This window comes from Bradyrhizobium sp. 187, from assembly GCF_023101005.1.
GTDB classification, from domain to species: Bacteria; Pseudomonadota; Alphaproteobacteria; order Rhizobiales; family Xanthobacteraceae; genus Bradyrhizobium; species Bradyrhizobium canariense_D.
In genome coordinates this window covers 221706-237312 of the sequence record NZ_CP064693.1, presented here as the reverse complement: position 1 = coordinate 237312, position 15607 = coordinate 221706, and the positions used below count along the sequence as shown (strand labels likewise).

The 15607-nt window shown below is 64.3% G+C and carries 16 protein-coding genes and 1 pseudogene; 7 read left to right on the top strand and 10 right to left on the bottom strand.

Features of this window, described 5'->3' with window-relative positions:
- Positions 1–78 precede the first annotated feature (78 nt).
- Entirely contained in the window at positions 79–714 is a 636-nt protein-coding gene (locus IVB19_RS01160) for a response regulator transcription factor (protein ID WP_018456633.1), read from the bottom strand.
- A gap of 184 nt (positions 715–898) precedes the next feature.
- On the opposite strand from IVB19_RS01160, the gene IVB19_RS01155 reads away from it, so the two are divergent.
- Positions 899–1153, top strand: coding sequence for a hypothetical protein (locus IVB19_RS01155; protein ID WP_018456634.1), 255 nt, complete (start codon positions 899–901; stop codon positions 1151–1153).
- 56 nt (positions 1154–1209) lie between these two features.
- Here the strand turns inward: IVB19_RS01155 and IVB19_RS01150 are convergent, their stop codons facing one another.
- The 7 genes and pseudogenes from IVB19_RS01150 to IVB19_RS01120 form a co-directional block, all read right to left on the bottom strand.
- Positions 1210–1713 (bottom strand): response regulator, encoded by a 504-nt coding sequence (locus tag IVB19_RS01150; protein ID WP_018456635.1) that lies wholly within the window; start codon positions 1711–1713, stop codon positions 1210–1212.
- Between the two features lie 141 nt (positions 1714–1854).
- A complete protein-coding gene (locus tag IVB19_RS01145; protein WP_018456636.1) occupies positions 1855–2169 on the bottom strand; it encodes a hypothetical protein in 315 nt (104 codons plus the stop codon).
- Between the two features lie 2 nt (positions 2170–2171).
- Complete coding sequence (locus IVB19_RS01140) at positions 2172–3053, bottom strand: CheR family methyltransferase (RefSeq protein ID WP_018456637.1); 882 nt, start codon at positions 3051–3053, stop codon at positions 2172–2174.
- Between the two features lie 59 nt (positions 3054–3112).
- Positions 3113–3499, bottom strand: coding sequence for a response regulator (locus IVB19_RS01135; RefSeq protein ID WP_018456638.1), 387 nt, complete (start codon positions 3497–3499; stop codon positions 3113–3115).
- A 31-nt stretch (positions 3500–3530) separates the two neighbouring features.
- A complete protein-coding gene (locus tag IVB19_RS01130; protein ID WP_007598954.1) occupies positions 3531–4004 on the bottom strand; it encodes a chemotaxis protein CheW in 474 nt (157 codons plus the stop codon).
- 31 nt (positions 4005–4035) lie between these two features.
- Positions 4036–6828 (bottom strand): hybrid sensor histidine kinase/response regulator, encoded by a 2793-nt coding sequence (locus IVB19_RS01125; RefSeq protein ID WP_247294112.1) that lies wholly within the window; start codon positions 6826–6828, stop codon positions 4036–4038.
- A 423-nt stretch (positions 6829–7251) separates the two neighbouring features.
- Positions 7252–7673 (bottom strand): annotated as a pseudogene (locus IVB19_RS01120) (response regulator).
- Between the two features lie 453 nt (positions 7674–8126).
- On the opposite strand from IVB19_RS01120, the gene IVB19_RS01115 reads away from it, so the two are divergent.
- The 3 genes from IVB19_RS01115 to IVB19_RS01105 all read left to right on the top strand — a co-directional run bounded on the left by IVB19_RS01115 (position 8127) and on the right by IVB19_RS01105 (position 9727).
- Positions 8127–8825, top strand: a complete 699-nt coding sequence (locus tag IVB19_RS01115) for a Crp/Fnr family transcriptional regulator (protein ID WP_018459877.1) — start codon at positions 8127–8129, stop codon at positions 8823–8825.
- Between the two features lie 153 nt (positions 8826–8978).
- A complete protein-coding gene (locus tag IVB19_RS01110; RefSeq protein ID WP_018459876.1) occupies positions 8979–9356 on the top strand; it encodes an Hpt domain-containing protein in 378 nt (125 codons plus the stop codon).
- Positions 9357–9478: 122 nt separating this feature from the next.
- Positions 9479–9727, top strand: coding sequence for a hypothetical protein (locus IVB19_RS01105; protein WP_018459875.1), 249 nt, complete (start codon positions 9479–9481; stop codon positions 9725–9727).
- A gap of 84 nt (positions 9728–9811) precedes the next feature.
- Here the strand turns inward: IVB19_RS01105 and IVB19_RS01100 are convergent, their stop codons facing one another.
- Positions 9812–10435 carry a helix-turn-helix domain-containing protein gene (locus tag IVB19_RS01100; protein WP_018459874.1) on the bottom strand — a complete coding sequence of 208 codons (624 nt, stop codon included), beginning with the start codon at positions 10433–10435 and terminating at the stop codon, positions 9812–9814.
- A gap of 340 nt (positions 10436–10775) precedes the next feature.
- Here IVB19_RS01100 and IVB19_RS01095 point away from each other — a divergent pair, with 340 nt between their 5' ends.
- Both IVB19_RS01095 and IVB19_RS01090 read left to right on the top strand, forming a co-directional pair.
- Complete coding sequence (locus IVB19_RS01095; RefSeq protein ID WP_247820883.1) at positions 10776–11939, top strand: hypothetical protein; 1164 nt, start codon at positions 10776–10778, stop codon at positions 11937–11939.
- A gap of 545 nt (positions 11940–12484) precedes the next feature.
- Positions 12485–13693, top strand: a complete 1209-nt coding sequence (locus tag IVB19_RS01090) for an EAL domain-containing response regulator (RefSeq protein WP_026233896.1) — start codon at positions 12485–12487, stop codon at positions 13691–13693.
- A gap of 20 nt (positions 13694–13713) precedes the next feature.
- Here the strand turns inward: IVB19_RS01090 and IVB19_RS01085 are convergent, their stop codons facing one another.
- On the bottom strand, positions 13714–14568 hold the full coding sequence (locus tag IVB19_RS01085; RefSeq protein ID WP_039801040.1) for an NAD(P)H-dependent oxidoreductase: 855 nt from the start codon (positions 14566–14568) through the stop codon (positions 13714–13716).
- A gap of 92 nt (positions 14569–14660) precedes the next feature.
- On the opposite strand from IVB19_RS01085, the gene IVB19_RS01080 reads away from it, so the two are divergent.
- A complete protein-coding gene (locus IVB19_RS01080; RefSeq protein WP_018459869.1) occupies positions 14661–15596 on the top strand; it encodes a LysR family transcriptional regulator in 936 nt (311 codons plus the stop codon).
- Positions 15597–15607 lie beyond the last annotated feature (11 nt).

Genomic DNA, 15607 nt, shown 5'->3' with positions numbered 1-15607 from the left:
GCGATACCCGGGAACACCACGAGCCAGGTCCCGGAAGTCGCTTCGCTCATCCGGGCTACGAAATGTCGCCCACGGAATTTACGACGCGCGCTGCGCCGCGGTCATCACGATCCGGATCAGATCGGCGGCATTGCGCGCACCGAGCTTCTTCATGATGTTGGCGCGATGGTCCTCGATGGTGCGCGGGCTGATGCCGAGCGTGCGGCCGGCCTCCTTGTTGGAAGCGCCGGCGGCGAACTGCTCAAGCACCTCGCGCTCCCTGCGCGTCAACGGCTCGCGCCCGGGGAAATGCAGCGAGCCGAACTTCGGCGCTGCGTTCTCCGACTGCCTGCGGGCATAGGCGTCGATCGCCTCGTCGAGCCGGCCGACGATCTCGCTGCCGCGGAACGGCTTCTCGATGAAGTCGAGCGCGCCGCTCTTGATGGCCCCGACCGCCATCGCGATATCGCCCTGTCCGGAGATCATGAAGATCGGTGCCGGATAGTCCTCGCCGTGCAGCTCATTGAGAATATCGAGCCCGGACTTGCCGGGAATGTGCACGTCGAGCAGGACCGCTGCAGGTGTGCGGCTTCGCGCGACGGAGAGCAATGCTGCGCCGTCCGCAAAACAGATCACCTCATAGCCCGCCGCCTTCAACACCATCGACAAGGTGTCGCGAACGGCAGCGTCGTCGTCGACCACGAAGATTTCACCGCGAGAGCTTTGTTCGGCCATGTGCCACACATCCGGTTGGCATGAAGGACTCGCGTCCGCCCCAACCGTTATGGCGTTCGGCGCGGATTCGGCCCACCGTATTTGTACGGGACATGAACTTGACGCACAAGTAGCGGCGAGGCGCCTAATTGCAGAGGACGGAGAATATCCATGCTAATTTTGGCCGCTACCGCCTTTCGTGGCAATGCCCGAAGTCGAGAGCCGTGAGCTGATTGCGGCCGACCTTCGCGTGCTGATCTCGCAGATCGAGAGCAGCATGCGCCGGACCGCCACAGCCATGGCTCAAGAACACGGGAGCGATCCGGAAAGTTCCGCCGACGTCTTCGTGCTCGACGATGTCACACCCCGGTATGCCAGGGCGATCGCCGCGCTCGACGCCTGCCGGGCGGGCCTTGGCCACGCCCTGGAATGCCTGTCGGAGGCCAGCGGTACGCTGTAGATCGCGATCGCTGCGACGCGGCGACCGCATTCTTTCATCGCATGGCCGGCCGCGGATCAGGCGCGGTGCCGCTCCACGATCGCGTCGGTGGCGACACCGCCCCAGGTGTGGATCGCCGGCAGGCCCATCGCGGTCTTGCCGAGATTGGCGAGGCTGATGCGCAACGCGGCCAGATCCAGCGGCTTGGGCAGGCTCTGGAGCTCGATCCCGACGGAACGGGCGAAGCTGCGGGCGGCGCTGCGGCGCTTGCCGTCCATGCCGCTGACGACGATCACGGCGCCGCCAAATTTCGCCTTGGCCATCTCGCCCAGCACGTCCATGCCGTCGCCATCCTCTAGCACGAGATCGAGTGTCACGCAGTCGAAGCGCGCGGTGCGGAGTTTCTCGATCGCTTCGGCCACGGACGGCGCCACGGTGACCTCGTGGCCGGCCTGCTTGGCCGCGATCGTGATCAGGCTGCGCTGTGTGCCGTCGTCATCGACCACCAGAAGCTGAAGCGCGCGCCGCTCGGCGGCGTCGGGCAGGTTTGACGGGAGAGAGGAGAAAGAGCTTCTGGGCATTGCCGTATCCTGAGATTGAGACCGGCAATGGATACACCGTTCGCGCTTAGGCGACGTAAAGCCGCGACGGCAAATTCAGTCGGATGTTTCAGCAAATGCGAACCAACGTCGCGGAAAACGGCGACGCGACGCACGTGAAGATCACGCCGCCTCGTCACGGCCACCGACGGCCCGCTTCTTCCGGTTCTTGCCCCGCAGGAATTGAATGTCCATTTCGACGCCGTTGACGCGCACCAATTCGCAGCGGCGGTAGGCAAGGCCGGTGGACGACAGCAGCAGGAAGAACTCTTTGAGGTTCAGGCCCTGAATCGAGCCTTCCACCGTCAGGATGGCGTCGGTGTCGGAGATCGCGTTGAGCTTGCAGTCGCGGCGCCAAGTGCCGTCGATGGCCATGATGCAGACATCATAGCCGCGACTGAACGTCACGCGTTCCGCGCCTTTGCCATCCTCGGCCATGCCTATCGTCCCGCCATGACCGCTAGGCGCGGCGCTGCGCCGGCAAGAACCGGCTTGGCGGCCGCCGCGCGCGGGTCGTTCGGCTTGTAGAGACCGCGCTTCTCCGGAATCGGCCTGAACGTGTCGGTCAGTCCGACCACCGTTTCGGCCGCGCCCAGCACCAGGAAGCCGTCTCCCTCGATCTGGCGAGCCAGCCGGTTGAAGATGTTGATCTTGGTGTCCTGATCGAAATAGATCAGCACGTTGCGGCAGAAGATGACGTCGAAGGTGCCGAGCTGAGCGAAATCGTGCAGCAGATTGAGCTGCCGGTGCTGGATCATCGCCCGCAGCTCGGGATTGATCTGCCAGGTCTCGCCGATCTGCTTGAAATATTTCATCAGCATCTGGATCGGCAGTCCGCGCTGCACTTCGAACTGGCTGTAGATGCCGGCCTTGGCCTTCTCGAGCACCTCCTGCGACAGGTCGGTCGCGATGATCTCGACGCGCCAGCCAGTTAGGGCCGCACCCATCTCCTTTAGGCTCATCGCGAGCGAATAGGGCTCCTGCCCCGTGGAGCCGGCGGCGCACCAGATGCGGACGCTGCGGCGGCCGGCGCGGGCCTTGATGATCTCCGGCATGATGGTGTCGCGGAAATGATCGAACGGGACCTTGTCGCGAAAGAAGAAGGTCTCGTTGGTGGTCATCGCCTCGACCACGCTGGTGACGAGCGCGCCCGAGCCAGCGCCTTGCAGCTTCTGCACGAGCTCGCCGATGCCGGAGATCCCGGCCTTGCGCGCCAGCGGCAACAGCCGGCTTTCAATCAGATATTGCTTGTCTGCGGACAGATCGAGCCCGGAATGATCCCTCAGGAACTTACGCAGATAATCATACTCGGTCGGGGTCACGGATAGGCCTCTCGGAAGCTGTACTGGGAACACTCTGGCTGGAACACTCCGCCAGACACTCAGACCATGGCTTGTCCGACCGGAATCAAGCCGACTTCTGCGAATTTGTCGGCGATGATGTCTTTATCGAAGGGCTTCATGATGTACTCGTTGGCGCCGCCGCTGAGCGCCTGAGCGATATGAGCCACGTTATTTTCGGTGGTGCAGAATACAACCTTGGGCTGGTCGCCGCCCGGCAGGCGGCGCATGTGGCCCATGAACTCGAAGCCGTCCATCACCGGCATGTTCCAGTCCAGCAGCACCGCGTCGGGCAGCTTGCGCTGACAGACCTCGAGCGCCTTGGAGCCGTCCTCGGCCTCCGTGACTTCGAATTGCAGGCCTTCCAGGATCCGGCGTGCGATCTTGCGCACGACGCTGGAATCATCGACCACCAAGCACGTCTTCATTTGGGTTCTCCGGCTTCGATGTTTTTGGGGCTCACGCAGCCATTTGCACTTCGGTTTTGAGTTCGAGGACGCGATCGACGTCGAGGACGACCATGAGCTGGCCGTCGAGACGGTGGACACCGCCGGCGAGCTTGGCCATGCGGGGGTCGAGATTGACGGGGTTTTCTTCCATGCCGTCCTCGGCGAGCCGCAGCACTTCGCCGATCTGGTCGATCAGGAGGCCGTAGGATTCACCGCGCAGATCGACGCCGACCGCCATCGGGATCTTGCCGTCCTCGGGCTTGGGCAGGCCGAGCCGGGCGCGCATGTCGACCACGGTGACGATGCGGCCGCGCAGGTTCAGCACGCCCGCAATCTCGCGCGAGGACAGCGGCACGCGGGTGACGCGCTCGGGCATGAACACGTCCTGGACGCGGGAGATCGGCAGGCCGAACAGCTGGCCGCCGATCATCGCGGTGACGTATTCGACCATGGCGCCTTCGCCGGACTGGGTCTTCTTGGTCATGTGCGTATCTCCTGATCCATCCCGCTGGGGTTTAGGCGGCTGCGCGGCTCAGCTCGGAGGCACCGGCGGCGCCCGCGGTCTGTTCCTTCAGCGCCGCGATCAGACCGGGACGGTCGAACTTGGCGACATAGTCGTGGAAGCCGGCCTGACGGCCGCGCTCGATCGCCGCCGGCGACACCAGCGCGGAGAGCCCGATGATCGGCATCGCGCCCAGATTGCTGTCGGAGCGGATGGTCTCGGCAAACTCGAACCCGTTCATGTCGGGCATCTCGATGTCGGTCAGGACCACGTCGAAGCTCTGCGCGCGCAGCGCCGCCAGGCCCTCCTGCGCGGTCGGCGCGGTGCGGACGCGGTAGCCGGCGGCCTTGAGCACCGGGGCCAGCATGTTGCGGAAGAACGCCGAATCGTCGACCAGCAGCACCGATTGCGAGTGCAGCGACGGCTTCATCTCCTTGCGGGTGAACCAGTCGGAGAACGCCATCGGCAGGAAGTGGCCGACGTCGATCACTTCGGTGGCCTGGCCCTTGATCACGGCCGAGCCGAGAATGCCGGAGGAGGATCCGCCGACCTCGATGTTGAGCCGTTCCTCGACGATGTCGATGATCTCGTCGACGACGAGGCCCATGGAGCGGCCGTCGTCGGAGAACACCAGGATCGGCTGGGCGCCCTGGCTCGCGATGGTGACGCTCTCCATGGCAACGAGCGGCATCAGCTGCTCGCGGTACTGCACCATGTAGCGGCCGTTCGAGAACTCGATCTTGTCGGCCGGCAGCTCTTCCAGGCGCGTGACGAGCCCGAGCGGGACCGCCTTGGGCTGGGACGAGCCGGCGCGGAACACCAGCAGCGAGGTGGTCTGCTCGCCCGATCCGATGCTGTGCGTCCCGTTCTCGCTGTTCATGTCATGGGCCGAGGAGCCGGCGGCGCCGAGCGCCTTGGCAATGCCGTTGGGGTCGATGATCATGATGACCGCGCCGTCGCCCAGGATGGTATTGCCCGAGAACATGTCGATGTGGCGCAGCTTCGTCGACATCGGCTTGACCACGATTTCTTCGGTGTGGAACACGCCGTCGACGACGATGCCGAAGGTCTGGCTGCCGACCTGCGTCACCACGATGAAGCCGTTCTCGGGATCGGAGACGGCGCCGTCGTCGATCTTGAGCAGCTTCTTGAGATGGATCAGCGGCAGCAGCTTGTTGCGCAGCCTGAGAACCGCGGTGTCCTTGATGCGCTCGATGCGGTGCTCCGAGTTGGCGCGGGCCCGCACCAGCTCGACCACGGAGAGCTGCGGGATCGCAAAGCGGTCGCCGGCGGCTTCCACGATCAGCGCGGAGACGATGGCGAGCGTCAGCGGGATCTTGATGGTGACGGAGGAGCCTTCACCGGCGACCGACTTGATGTCGATGGTGCCGCCGATCTGGTCGATATTGGTGCGCACCACGTCCATGCCGACGCCGCGCCCCGACACCGAGGTGATGGCGGCAGCAGTGGAGAAGCCCGGGGCGAAGATGAACTTGTGGATCTGGGCTTCGCTCATCTTCTCGAGCTCGGCCTCGGTGACCAGACCTGAGGAGATCGCCTTGGCCTTGATCCTGTCGGTGTTCAGGCCACGGCCGTTGTCGGCGATGCAGATGATGATGTGGCCGCCCTCGTGATAGGCGGACAGGCGAATGGTGCCCTGCTCGCCCTTGCCGCCGGCGAGACGCTCGGCCGGGGTCTCCAGGCCATGGTCGGCGGAGTTGCGCACCATGTGGGTGAGCGGGTCCTTGATCAGGTCGAGCACCTGGCGGTCGAGCTCGGTGTCGGCGCCGTGCATCTCCAGCTCGATCTGCTTGCCGAGTTCGCTCGAGAGGTCGCGAACGATGCGGGGCAGCTTCTGCCAGGCATTGCCGATCGGCTGCATGCGCGTCTTCATGACGCCTTCCTGCAGCTCGGCGGTGACGTTGGACAGCCGCTGCAACGGCACCTTGAACTCGGTGTCCTCGTTGCGGCGGGATATCTCCAACAGCTGGTTGCGGGTCAGCACCAGCTCCGAGACCATGGTCATCAGATGCTCCAGCGTATCCACGTTGACGCGGATCGACTGGTTGGCGATGCTGGCTCCCTCGGCGGCGCCCTCGTCGGCGATCGACTTCTTCGGCGCGGCCTTGTCCTTCGCCTTGGTCTCCTTCGCGGCTTCCTTGGCAACAGGCACCGGGGCTTCAGCGGCAGGCGGAGGCTCCGCCTTGACTTCGGCCCTGGCAACCGGGACCGGCACTTCGATCGCGGTCTCGCGGAAGGCACGCTCGAGCTCGTCGAGCGAGACTTCGCCCGGACGCAGCGGACGCTCCAGGCTCTGGTCGGCCAGCACGCCGGAGGTCGGCGCGGCTTCGACGGCGACAGGCGCGTCCGGCACCAGCGGCGGCGCTTCGGCAACGGCAGCAGCAGCAGCGCCGGCCGCCATGGCGGCCATGCCCTGCTCGACCATCGCTTCCAGCTTGTCGATGAGATCGCGGTCGGTGCCCTCGGGCTCGGCTTCGGTCGCCTCCAGCCCGGCCAGAATTTCCTTGATGCGGTCGATCGAGGACAGGATCACCGTCACCGCCTGCCCCGTCACCGGCATGCCGTCACGGAATTTGCCCATCAGCGTCTCGCCGGCATGCGCCAGCGCTTCCAGTCGCGGCAATCCGAGGAAGCCGCACGTGCCCTTGATGGTGTGGACCAGCCGGAAAATGTTATCCAGGATCTTGGCGTTGTTCGGCTCCTGCTCGAACTTCACCAGCTGATTGTCCACGGTGTCCAGGCTCTCGCTGGTTTCCGTCAAAAACTCCCGCAACAGATCATCCATGAGCTACGCCTTACACACCTGGATCTGGACCTCGACGCCCGAGCCGCGCTGGCATGAACGGAAGCCCCCACCTTGGATCGTTAGACATCCCCTTTCACGGTCCCGTTAATTTCATCCTCCGTGCTAATACGGATATTGAAGACAAGTTTGCCGTTCGACTGCATGGGACAGCGTTTTTCGGCAAGACCGGCCCCACGCCGCAGCGGCGAGACGCGTTAGGTGAACGTGCCGATAACAGCGAGACCCGGCGCGCGGGAAAGCCCTGCTTGTGAAGGAGATATGCGCGGTCTTCGCGCAAATTGTATCGAGCTGCCTGCAGCCCGGGCCGGTCTCGCCACGTCGCCTGGTTCTTTGCCGGGATATGCATCACCCGCATTTGCGGTAAACGAACCGTTACCCGCGTCCGCTGCGGCCGGTGCCGCGCTAACCCAGGCGCGCGGCCGGGGCAAGCTCGCCCTGGGGACGGTGCTCCGCCAGGCAATCGTTGATGGCGGCGAGCAGCGCGTGCGGCGTGAACGGCTTGCGCAGACAGCGCGCCGCACCGAGCTCCAGCGCCATCCGGAGGAAATCCGGGGCCGGCGAATTCAGATTGCGAACGCGTAGCCGGACATCGCTATCAGCGGAACGGCCGGCGCGCGCTCGTGAAAGATTCTGACCGATTCGAACCCGCGCATGTGCGGCATGAAGATATCGATGATCATCAGATCGAACTGTTCGTGTTCGAGCGCACGAAGTCCGGCTTCCCCTCCTTCGGCGATCGTCACCCGAAAATTGTTGCGCTGGAGATAGACCTCGATGGCCATGCAGACCATCGGGTCGTCATCGACGACGAGAATATCGCGCAGATCTTCTGTCCCCGTTTGAGCTTCCCGATTTGGCGATTCAATAATTGAACCGTGGCGCACGCCATGCTCCTTTGCTCGAGAAATGGACTGTTGAGAGCGTCCTTGGCGGAGCCGGAAAGACGATTGACGCGGAATCTGCGGCCACGCGGCGCCAAGGCAACTCCATGACGACGACGCGGCGCGGATGACCTTGAAACGCGCCGGATCAACCATGACCGCGAACAAGCTCCAAACCGATTCTCCAGCCGCACCATCTGGATCTGCTGGTTCCCAGCTCGGTAGGAATTGGGTCAGGGAATCTGTCTTGGCGAGGCCGACGTGCAGCGGCACTGACTGCGATCGGACGTCTTGTCCCAATTGCCAATATATCCCGACGGGAACATGATGGAACGTGGCCGAACGACAAGCAGTTTCCCGTGCTGGTCCGGGAGACGGGAGGCTACTTTGGAAACAATGGTACGTTCCTCCAACGGTTTCCTGTCCGCGCTGTCGGCGGACGATTATGAATTGATCCGCCCCCACCTGCGGACGGGCGATCTGCCGCACGACGCGGTGCTGGTCGCGACCGGCGAAACGCTCAAGCGCGCCTACTTTCCCCATCGCGGCGTCATCTCGCTGGTGGTGGAGCTCGCCAGGGGCGAGCACGTGCAAGTCGCCATGATCGGCCGCGACAGCCTGCTCGGAACGCTCTCGATCATGGGCGATGCCTGCGCGCTGAACACGGCCATCGTGCTGGTTCCAGGCTCCGCCTCGATGATGGACCTCGACCGGCTGCGCGTCGCGGCCGACCAGAGCTGCACCCTGCGGACGCTGCTCACGCGTCACGGACTGGCGGTCTACGCGCAGGTGCAGCAGACCGCGGGCTGCAACGCCGCTCATCCGGTGGAGTCACGGCTGTCGCGCTGCCTGCTCCACACCCATGACCTCTCCGGCGACTACCGGCTGCTGCTGACCCAGGAGGCGATGGCGCAGATGATCGGCGCTCGGCGCAACAGCGTGTCGCTGGTCGCCAACACCTTGCAGCAGGCGAATTTCATTAACTACAGCCGCGGACACATCCAGATCCTCAACCTGGACGGCCTGCGCCAGACGGCGTGCGAATGCTACGCCACCGTGAAGGCGCAGTATGACCGGCTGCTCGGCCCGCGCTGACTGGCGCTGCGGCGTGGTAAACCGGCCGCTAATTCCGGCCCGCAAACACGGAATGTCCTGCTACCGGAACTGAAATCCAGATGCCGTAGACACGGATGTGCCGCGCGCGCCTGTACGGGCCGGCGGCAAACCGTGATCAAGGCAGGCCAAACCATGTTCGAAGTCACCGTCGCGCCTGCGCAAACAGTGCTTGATGCCGAACCCGCGCGCGAGCCGGGCGCGTACCAGGCGCTGGTGCGCGAGATCGGCGAGGATGGTGCTTGCGAAGTGCGCGACGTGTTCTGGAGCGAAACCTGCGCGCGTCTGCAATCGTTCCGCACGCTCTCGCTCGCGCAGCACCACGGCAGGATCGCCCGCGAAGCGCATTCGCTGAAGGGCGCGGCCGGAACGTTCGGCTATGTCAGGCTCGCGGTGCTGGCGCTGCGGCTGGAGAAGACCGCGGAGAGGCTCGGCGACGCCGGATTTTGCGACCTCCTGGACCTGATGGACGCCGCCTACGCTGCCGCGCGCGCGCAGGAGCCGGAGGGCTGACGCGCTCGCTCGAAACGCTCCAACCACTCACGCGTGCATGCCCGCCGTACTTCTACGGCTTGGGATTTTCACAGATGGCTAATCATAGGCAGCGATAGTCGCCGGAAACCAGGAGGGTTTCCATGTTCACCTACGAGACCGCGGACCAGAAAGAAGTTCGCCGCTTCCGCATCGCACAGTTCAACGGCCGGATGGCGACGGTGGCCGCTGGCGAGGCGACGGTGACCGGCTTCGTACGTTCGGTGCTGGAGCAGGAATCGAGCATGCCGCCCCGCTGGACCATCACGATCATTCCCAACGTGCCGAAGGACGAGCTCAAGCCGCTGCGGCCCTCGTCGCGCGCGCGTCCCTTCGCCGAAGATTATTTCTGAGCACGGTCGGAGCCGCGGGTCTTTTTCGAGAAATGCCTCACGCTTGGCCCTCGCCCGCTGCCGGGCGGCCCGACGCAAGGCCCTTCAGTCGATCGAATGCAGCAGCGCCGCACGGACGAGGTCCGCCGTGTTGCGCGCACCGAGCTTCCGCATCGCCTCGGCGCGATGGCTCTCGAAGGTGCGCGGGCTGATCTGCATCCGAAGCGCACCCTGCTTGTTCGAATAACCCTCGCTGATCAGCCTCAGCACCTCGCGCTCGCGCTTGGTCAGCCGCTTCTGGCCTGACAGGCCGAGGATTTCGGCGCTCGGCACGCGCTGCAGCTGTGGCGCGCGCGCGAACTTCGATTCGGCGCCCTCGGCCCTGGACGCGATCGGCAGGCCACCCGTGTGAGAACCGGCAAGCTGTTTGACGAGGCCACAAACCCGCTCGGTCTGCACTAGCGCATTCTCCACGACCCGCTGCAAATAGGCACGGTCGCCCGTCACCGGCGCGAGCTGATCGCTGTGATGCTTGATCTCGCCCATGTAGAGCAGGAGCGCCGTGAGGGGACCGTTGAGCTCGCGGGCGATGGCGGCTGCCATTTCGTCGGCCGCCTTGGCACGGGCGGCGTTCAGACGGACGGCATCGAGCTCTTCAGTTGGAGCGGCGTTGCTTTCGTACCATTCCGACGGCCGCGAATCAGTGGCCGTATCATTCTGTGACCCCATGTCACTCGTTTAGCGGAACCCAACGCGGTCTGTAGTTAACTTTTTGCTCCGTAAGACTACGGTGAATTTGGCAGTTTTGTGCTGAAACCCCGGCACAGGCACACTTTATGCTTGAGTGGCAACGTCCCTCAACATTCTTAGGTTGCTGAACCTGCCCAATTGATAGACGGGTCGCTCGACGCCTTCTTAACGATCAGATCCGCGCCGATTACCTGCGGCCTTGGATTTTACGGATATATTAACGGCGGCTTGCTTCTCTATGTCGCAATTGAGAGCGCGCAAATGCCTCCATGCATGGGGTCGGTAGGCCTGCTGGAAACGTTGCGGAAGATTGCGTGCCATGAACGAGATCGACAAGCTATCGAACTTCCTGCAGAAGCTGACGCCGCTGTCGCGCAGCTGCCTGCTCAGCGAGCTCGAACGGCTTGAGCTGTGCGGCATCGACATGCCGGGCTCGTCCGACCTGCAGTCCCGGTTGCGCGCCGAATTTCGCAAGGACGGATCGAACCAGGCGCGCGCCACCAGTCCCTCGCGCCATTTCTTTGCGCCGCTCGAGCTGCTTCTGATCGACGGCGCGCCCGAGCATGCCAACATGGGGCGGATCTCGCGCAACACCCTCACCCCGATCTGGGAGTGGATCTGCCGCGACCTGCTGCCGACCATGGCACGCGACTACATCAAGGCGATCAACGACCAGGTCGCCGCCAACAACCAGAAGGAAGTGCTGAAGATCGCATCGACCTTCCAGACCAAGGTCGTCAAGGTTCTCGAAAGCACCCTCGCATCAGCGGAGAGCACCGAGTTCGCGCGCGGCAAGCTCGCGCAATACACGGCATCGCACACCGCCTTCGAGGACGTGAAGAAGATCCAACATGTGCTGCGCGCCGGCGCCGCGCTGCCGAAGTTCAACGACAGGCTGCCCGAGAAGATCGCGAAGTTCGACGACGGCACGGTTGATCAGATCACCGCCCGATTGGACGCCTTCAAGAAGGCCCATCCCGAGGCGCTGCCGTTCGCGCTGACGCTGGTGGCGAGGCGGCTGAAGACGTTCTGGCAATTGGTGCGTCTTGCCACCAAGGCCGCAGCGAGCAAGGGCGCCGCCGATGTCGCCGCCGCGCCCTATGCCTGCGTCGTTCACATGGTGCTCGACCAGCTCGACGACAGGCGCCTCGCCTTGCGCATCGCGCTCCGGCACAACCGGGTGCTGATTGCGCGCGACCTGCTCGCCGAGATCTACGAGACCGAATATGCGCTCAAGGTGCGGATCGACGGCATCGAGCATTGCGAATGGGGCATTCGGCTCCAGCAATTGATGGACGCGATCGCGGCGCTGGTGTCCGCCGAGGTGAGCCGCTTCCCCTCCAATGTCGGCCACATTCTCGGTTCGCGCCGGCTGCGCAGCCACGACACGCTCGGTGGCAAGCTGTCCTATCTGGCCTGGAAGGGACGCGATGCGATTGAGGACGGCGCGGCCGCGTTGCGCAAGCTGATCGGCCAAACCTGATCCCGCGCTAATGCGCGCGCGGCAGGCACAGGAAACGATCGAGAAATCGCCCTGACAGCACGAACCTGAACCACCAATACATTATTCGCCGCGACGTCATTGCTGCGATCCTCGACAGCCCACCACCGGCTGCCCAGAGCAATAGCGCACGTGCAGCAATCCGCTTGTGATGTGCTTCACATTGGCGCCAGCGCGCACCGACGCATTGTCGCAGAACCGTCACGAGCGAACCGGGAAAAATGCGCGCGTCGCGCGCAATTGAGGCGCTCCATTATTCAATTGGGCGAGGCGCGCGTGGCTTGGTCCAATTGCAGGACAGCGCGCGTACATGCAGCCGCACTGCACGTCGCGAGATCTCCAGTGATTGTCGCAACCCTGCGCCCGGCGCGCGGGTAGACGTAAAAACTTCCCGACCGAGATCCAGATAATTTTAGACGTGATGGGCGCTTTAACGTTACTCAGATAATTCGACAATCGACTGAAGCCTTCCATATTTGAAACTGCTCACGTCGCTAACACACCGGCACGGAACGGGAGTGCTTGCGATGAACGACGAAATTGTAGAACTCGCCGAACGAAGGCCGAAAACCTTCGGACGGCGAAAGGTGAAGCCGCGCGCCTGCGTGGCCGACGGCAAGCGCCATCTTCGCGCGTTTCTCGCGGAAGTGCTGGAGGATCTCGGCTTCGTCACCACCGAATGCGCCAGTGCCGAGGAGCTGCAGAGCGTGCTGACAAGCGAATTGCCCGACCTGATCCTGCTCGGCATCGCCGCCGACGGCATCGAGCCCGGCAAATTTTTGGAGACGCTGGTGCGCGAGGCCTTCGACGGCAGGGTTCTGACTGTGGGCGCCCGCGAGTCGATCATCGTCAGGGCCGTGCAGCAGGTCGGCGAGGAATACGGCCTCAAGATGCTGCCGCCGCTGACGACGCCGTTTGCCGCGGAGACGCTGCGCGACCGTGTCGCGATGCTGTTGCCCGAGGAGCCGGCGCCGAGCCCCGCCGTGCACGTCGGCGAGGCCCTGCACGCCGGCTGGCTCGAGCTCTGGTACCAACCCAAGATCGACGCGCGCACGCTGATTCGCAATAGCGCCGAGGCGCTGGTGCGGATGCGGCATCCGACCTGGGGCGTGGTGCCGCCCGCCTATTTCATCCCCGAAGAGCACGACCCGAATATGCGCGACCTCTCCGAATTCGTGATCGAGCGCGCCATGCAGGACTGGCACTATCTACTGGAGCAGCAGAGCCCGGTCGATCTCGCGATCAATTTGCCGGCGTCCTATCTGAAGGAGCCGCAAGCCGTGCGTGATCTCTGCCGGCGCATGCCGACGCATCCGGCGTTCGGCGGGCTGACGATCGAAATCGACAGCGAGGAGGCGATCCGCGATCTCGATCTCCTGGCCGAGGTCGCCCGCGAACTGCGTCTGCACAATATCGGCCTGTCGGTCGACAATCTCGGCGCCAACTGGCCGTCGCTGATGGACCTTGGAAAAATTCCCTTCATCAAGCTGAAGGCCGACCGGCACTTCGTCACCGGCAGCGGCACTGATCGCCTCAAGCGCACGGTGTGCCGCCACATCGTCGAGCTTTCGCATGGCTATGGCGTGCGCGCCATCGCCGAGGGCGTCGAGAGCCGCGCCGACCTCGTCGCCGCCAACGAGCTCGGCTTCGACCTCGTGCAGGGTTTTCTGTTCGGCAAGCCGATGCCGCTGAAGAAGTTTGCGCGGAGCACGCTGACGCGGACGGTGATGGGGTGAGTCCTTGCGCGAGCGGCGGATTACGCTGTTGCCGCGCACCCCTCAGCCGTCGAGTGCACGGAGCTCGTTTCACCCATTGGGCTGCGTGCCTCGACCTGTTCGACGTGAAGCGCGAAGCTGGTCGCGCCGGAATGCTCGAGTCCTGCGCGGAGCCGCATGCTCGGAATCAGGTAATCGCCGCCATTCTGGCGCCGGTAGGGAATCGGGGATGTCGTCGCAAGCGTTCGCATCCTCTCGCGCAAACGTTCGGCAGTCGCTTGGAAACCCGCTTCGTCCAGTTTGTCGGCCTTGTAGACGACGAACGGCGGAAGCACGTCATAGCCGGGATAATAGAGGATGCCGTGATTGATCGGGAACAGCAGGTCGTCGATCGGCCCGTTGATCCCGCGCGCCGAATAATGCTCCTGCCAGCCGCCGGCGGTCACGATCAGCATCGCGCGTTTGCCCGCCAGCCTGCCTTCGCCGTAACGGTCGCCCCACCGCTTGTCGCTGTGCTCGCCGACGCCATAGGCGAAACCGTAGGCGAACACGCGGTCGACCCAGCCCTTGAGGATGGCCGGCATGCTGAACCACCATAGCGGGAATTGCAGGATCAGGACGTCCGCCCACAGCAGCTTCTCGATCTCGGCCTTGACGTCCGCGGTGAGTGTACCCGACTCGAACGCCTGCTTGGAGGCGGCGGCCGGCGCCAGCCGCCCGTCCGGCGGCAGCAGCGGAAAATCGGCGCGGCCGACCTCGGATGTCCATCCCTGCGCGTAAAGGTCTGACACCCGCACCTCGTGTCCCTCAGCCTCGAGTTCTCTGACGGCAACGTCGCGGAGCGAGCCATTGAGGGAGCGCGGCTCGGGGTGAGCGAAGAGGATCAACACTTTCATGATCAGCACCTTGGTTGACGATTGCGAGCAGCAGGTAGCGCCTCCGACTGCAATCCGGTAGTTGTCGCCGATGGATAGGATCATGCCGAAATATGGATAAATCGGACGTGACGCTCGAACGCATGCGCAGCTTCGTGCGGGTCGCCGAGCGCGGAAGCCTGTCCGCGGTCGCGCGCGAGCTTGGTCTCGGCCAATCGACAGTGACGCGGCACCTTCGGGAACTGGAGCAGGCCGTCGGCGTGCCGCTGCTCACGCGGACCACGCGCAGCGTGACGATGACCGAGGAGGGGCGCCGCTATTACGCCGACTGCGTGCAGATCCTGCGCCTGGTCGAACTCGCCGGCGACGAGGCGCGCAGCACGCGCGGCGCGCCTGCCGGAACGGTGCGCGTCTCCTGCACCGCCGCCTTCGGCGTGCTCCACGTCAGCCGTCTGGTTTTCGCGTTCCAGGACCGCTATCCGGACGTGGCGGTGGATCTCAGCCTGACCGACGAGCGGATCGACCTCGTGCGGGAAGGTGTCGATATCGCTTTGCGTCTGGGGCCGCTCCCCGACAGCTCGATGAAGCTCAGGCTGCTTGGTCAGTCGCGGCGGGTGCTTGTGGCCGCACCGGACTATCTGGCGTCGCGCGGCAGGCCCGCGCGCCCGCAAGACCTCGCCAGCCACGAGGGTGTCAGGATGTCGAACATCGCCGGCAGCGACGTGCTCGTGCTGCACGGGCGCCGCGGCGGCCGTCATGTGGTCCCCTTCGCAGGGCGGCTGCGGGTGGATCACGGGCTTGCCGCACGCGAGGCGCTCGCGGCCGGTCGTGGCATTGCGCCGGCGCATCTTTGGCTCGTCGACGACCTGCTTGCCTCCGGCCAACTCGAGCGCGTGCTTGAAGACTACGCGCCGCCGTCCGTTCCGCTCAACATGCTGATCGTGCCGGAGCGGTCCGGCATCGCGCGGGTACGGCTGCTGGTCGATTTTCTTGCCGAGGGAATCGCACAGCTGCCGGGGATTGAAAAGCCGCAACCGGGCAAGAGGTAAGGCCGCATCAA

Bases quoted from the DNA above. Each gene is read 5' to 3' on its own strand.
- IVB19_RS01110 (WP_018459876.1), top strand. From the start codon at position 8,979: ATGTTCGAAGTCACCGTCGCGCCTGCGCAAACAGTGCTTGATGCCGAA.
- IVB19_RS01125 (WP_247294112.1), bottom strand. From the start codon at position 6,828: ATGGATGATCTGTTGCGGGAGTTTTTGACGGAAACCAGCGAGAGCCTG.
- IVB19_RS01080 (WP_018459869.1), top strand. From the start codon at position 14,661: ATGGATAAATCGGACGTGACGCTCGAACGCATGCGCAGCTTCGTGCGG.
- IVB19_RS01100 (WP_018459874.1), bottom strand. From the start codon at position 10,435: ATGGGGTCACAGAATGATACGGCCACTGATTCGCGGCCGTCGGAATGG.
- IVB19_RS01135 (WP_018456638.1), bottom strand. From the start codon at position 3,499: ATGAAGACGTGCTTGGTGGTCGATGATTCCAGCGTCGTGCGCAAGATC.
- IVB19_RS01150 (WP_018456635.1), bottom strand. From the start codon at position 1,713: ATGCCCAGAAGCTCTTTCTCCTCTCTCCCGTCAAACCTGCCCGACGCC.
- IVB19_RS01145 (WP_018456636.1), bottom strand. From the start codon at position 2,169: ATGGCCGAGGATGGCAAAGGCGCGGAACGCGTGACGTTCAGTCGCGGC.
- IVB19_RS01130 (WP_007598954.1), bottom strand. From the start codon at position 4,004: ATGACCAAGAAGACCCAGTCCGGCGAAGGCGCCATGGTCGAATACGTC.
- IVB19_RS01160 (WP_018456633.1), bottom strand. From the start codon at position 714: ATGGCCGAACAAAGCTCTCGCGGTGAAATCTTCGTGGTCGACGACGAC.
- IVB19_RS01105 (WP_018459875.1), top strand. From the start codon at position 9,479: ATGTTCACCTACGAGACCGCGGACCAGAAAGAAGTTCGCCGCTTCCGC.
- IVB19_RS01115 (WP_018459877.1), top strand. From the start codon at position 8,127: ATGGTACGTTCCTCCAACGGTTTCCTGTCCGCGCTGTCGGCGGACGAT.
- IVB19_RS01085 (WP_039801040.1), bottom strand. From the start codon at position 14,568: ATGAAAGTGTTGATCCTCTTCGCTCACCCCGAGCCGCGCTCCCTCAAT.
- IVB19_RS01090 (WP_026233896.1), top strand. From the start codon at position 12,485: ATGAACGACGAAATTGTAGAACTCGCCGAACGAAGGCCGAAAACCTTC.
- IVB19_RS01155 (WP_018456634.1), top strand. From the start codon at position 899: ATGCCCGAAGTCGAGAGCCGTGAGCTGATTGCGGCCGACCTTCGCGTG.
- IVB19_RS01095 (WP_247820883.1), top strand. From the start codon at position 10,776: ATGAACGAGATCGACAAGCTATCGAACTTCCTGCAGAAGCTGACGCCG.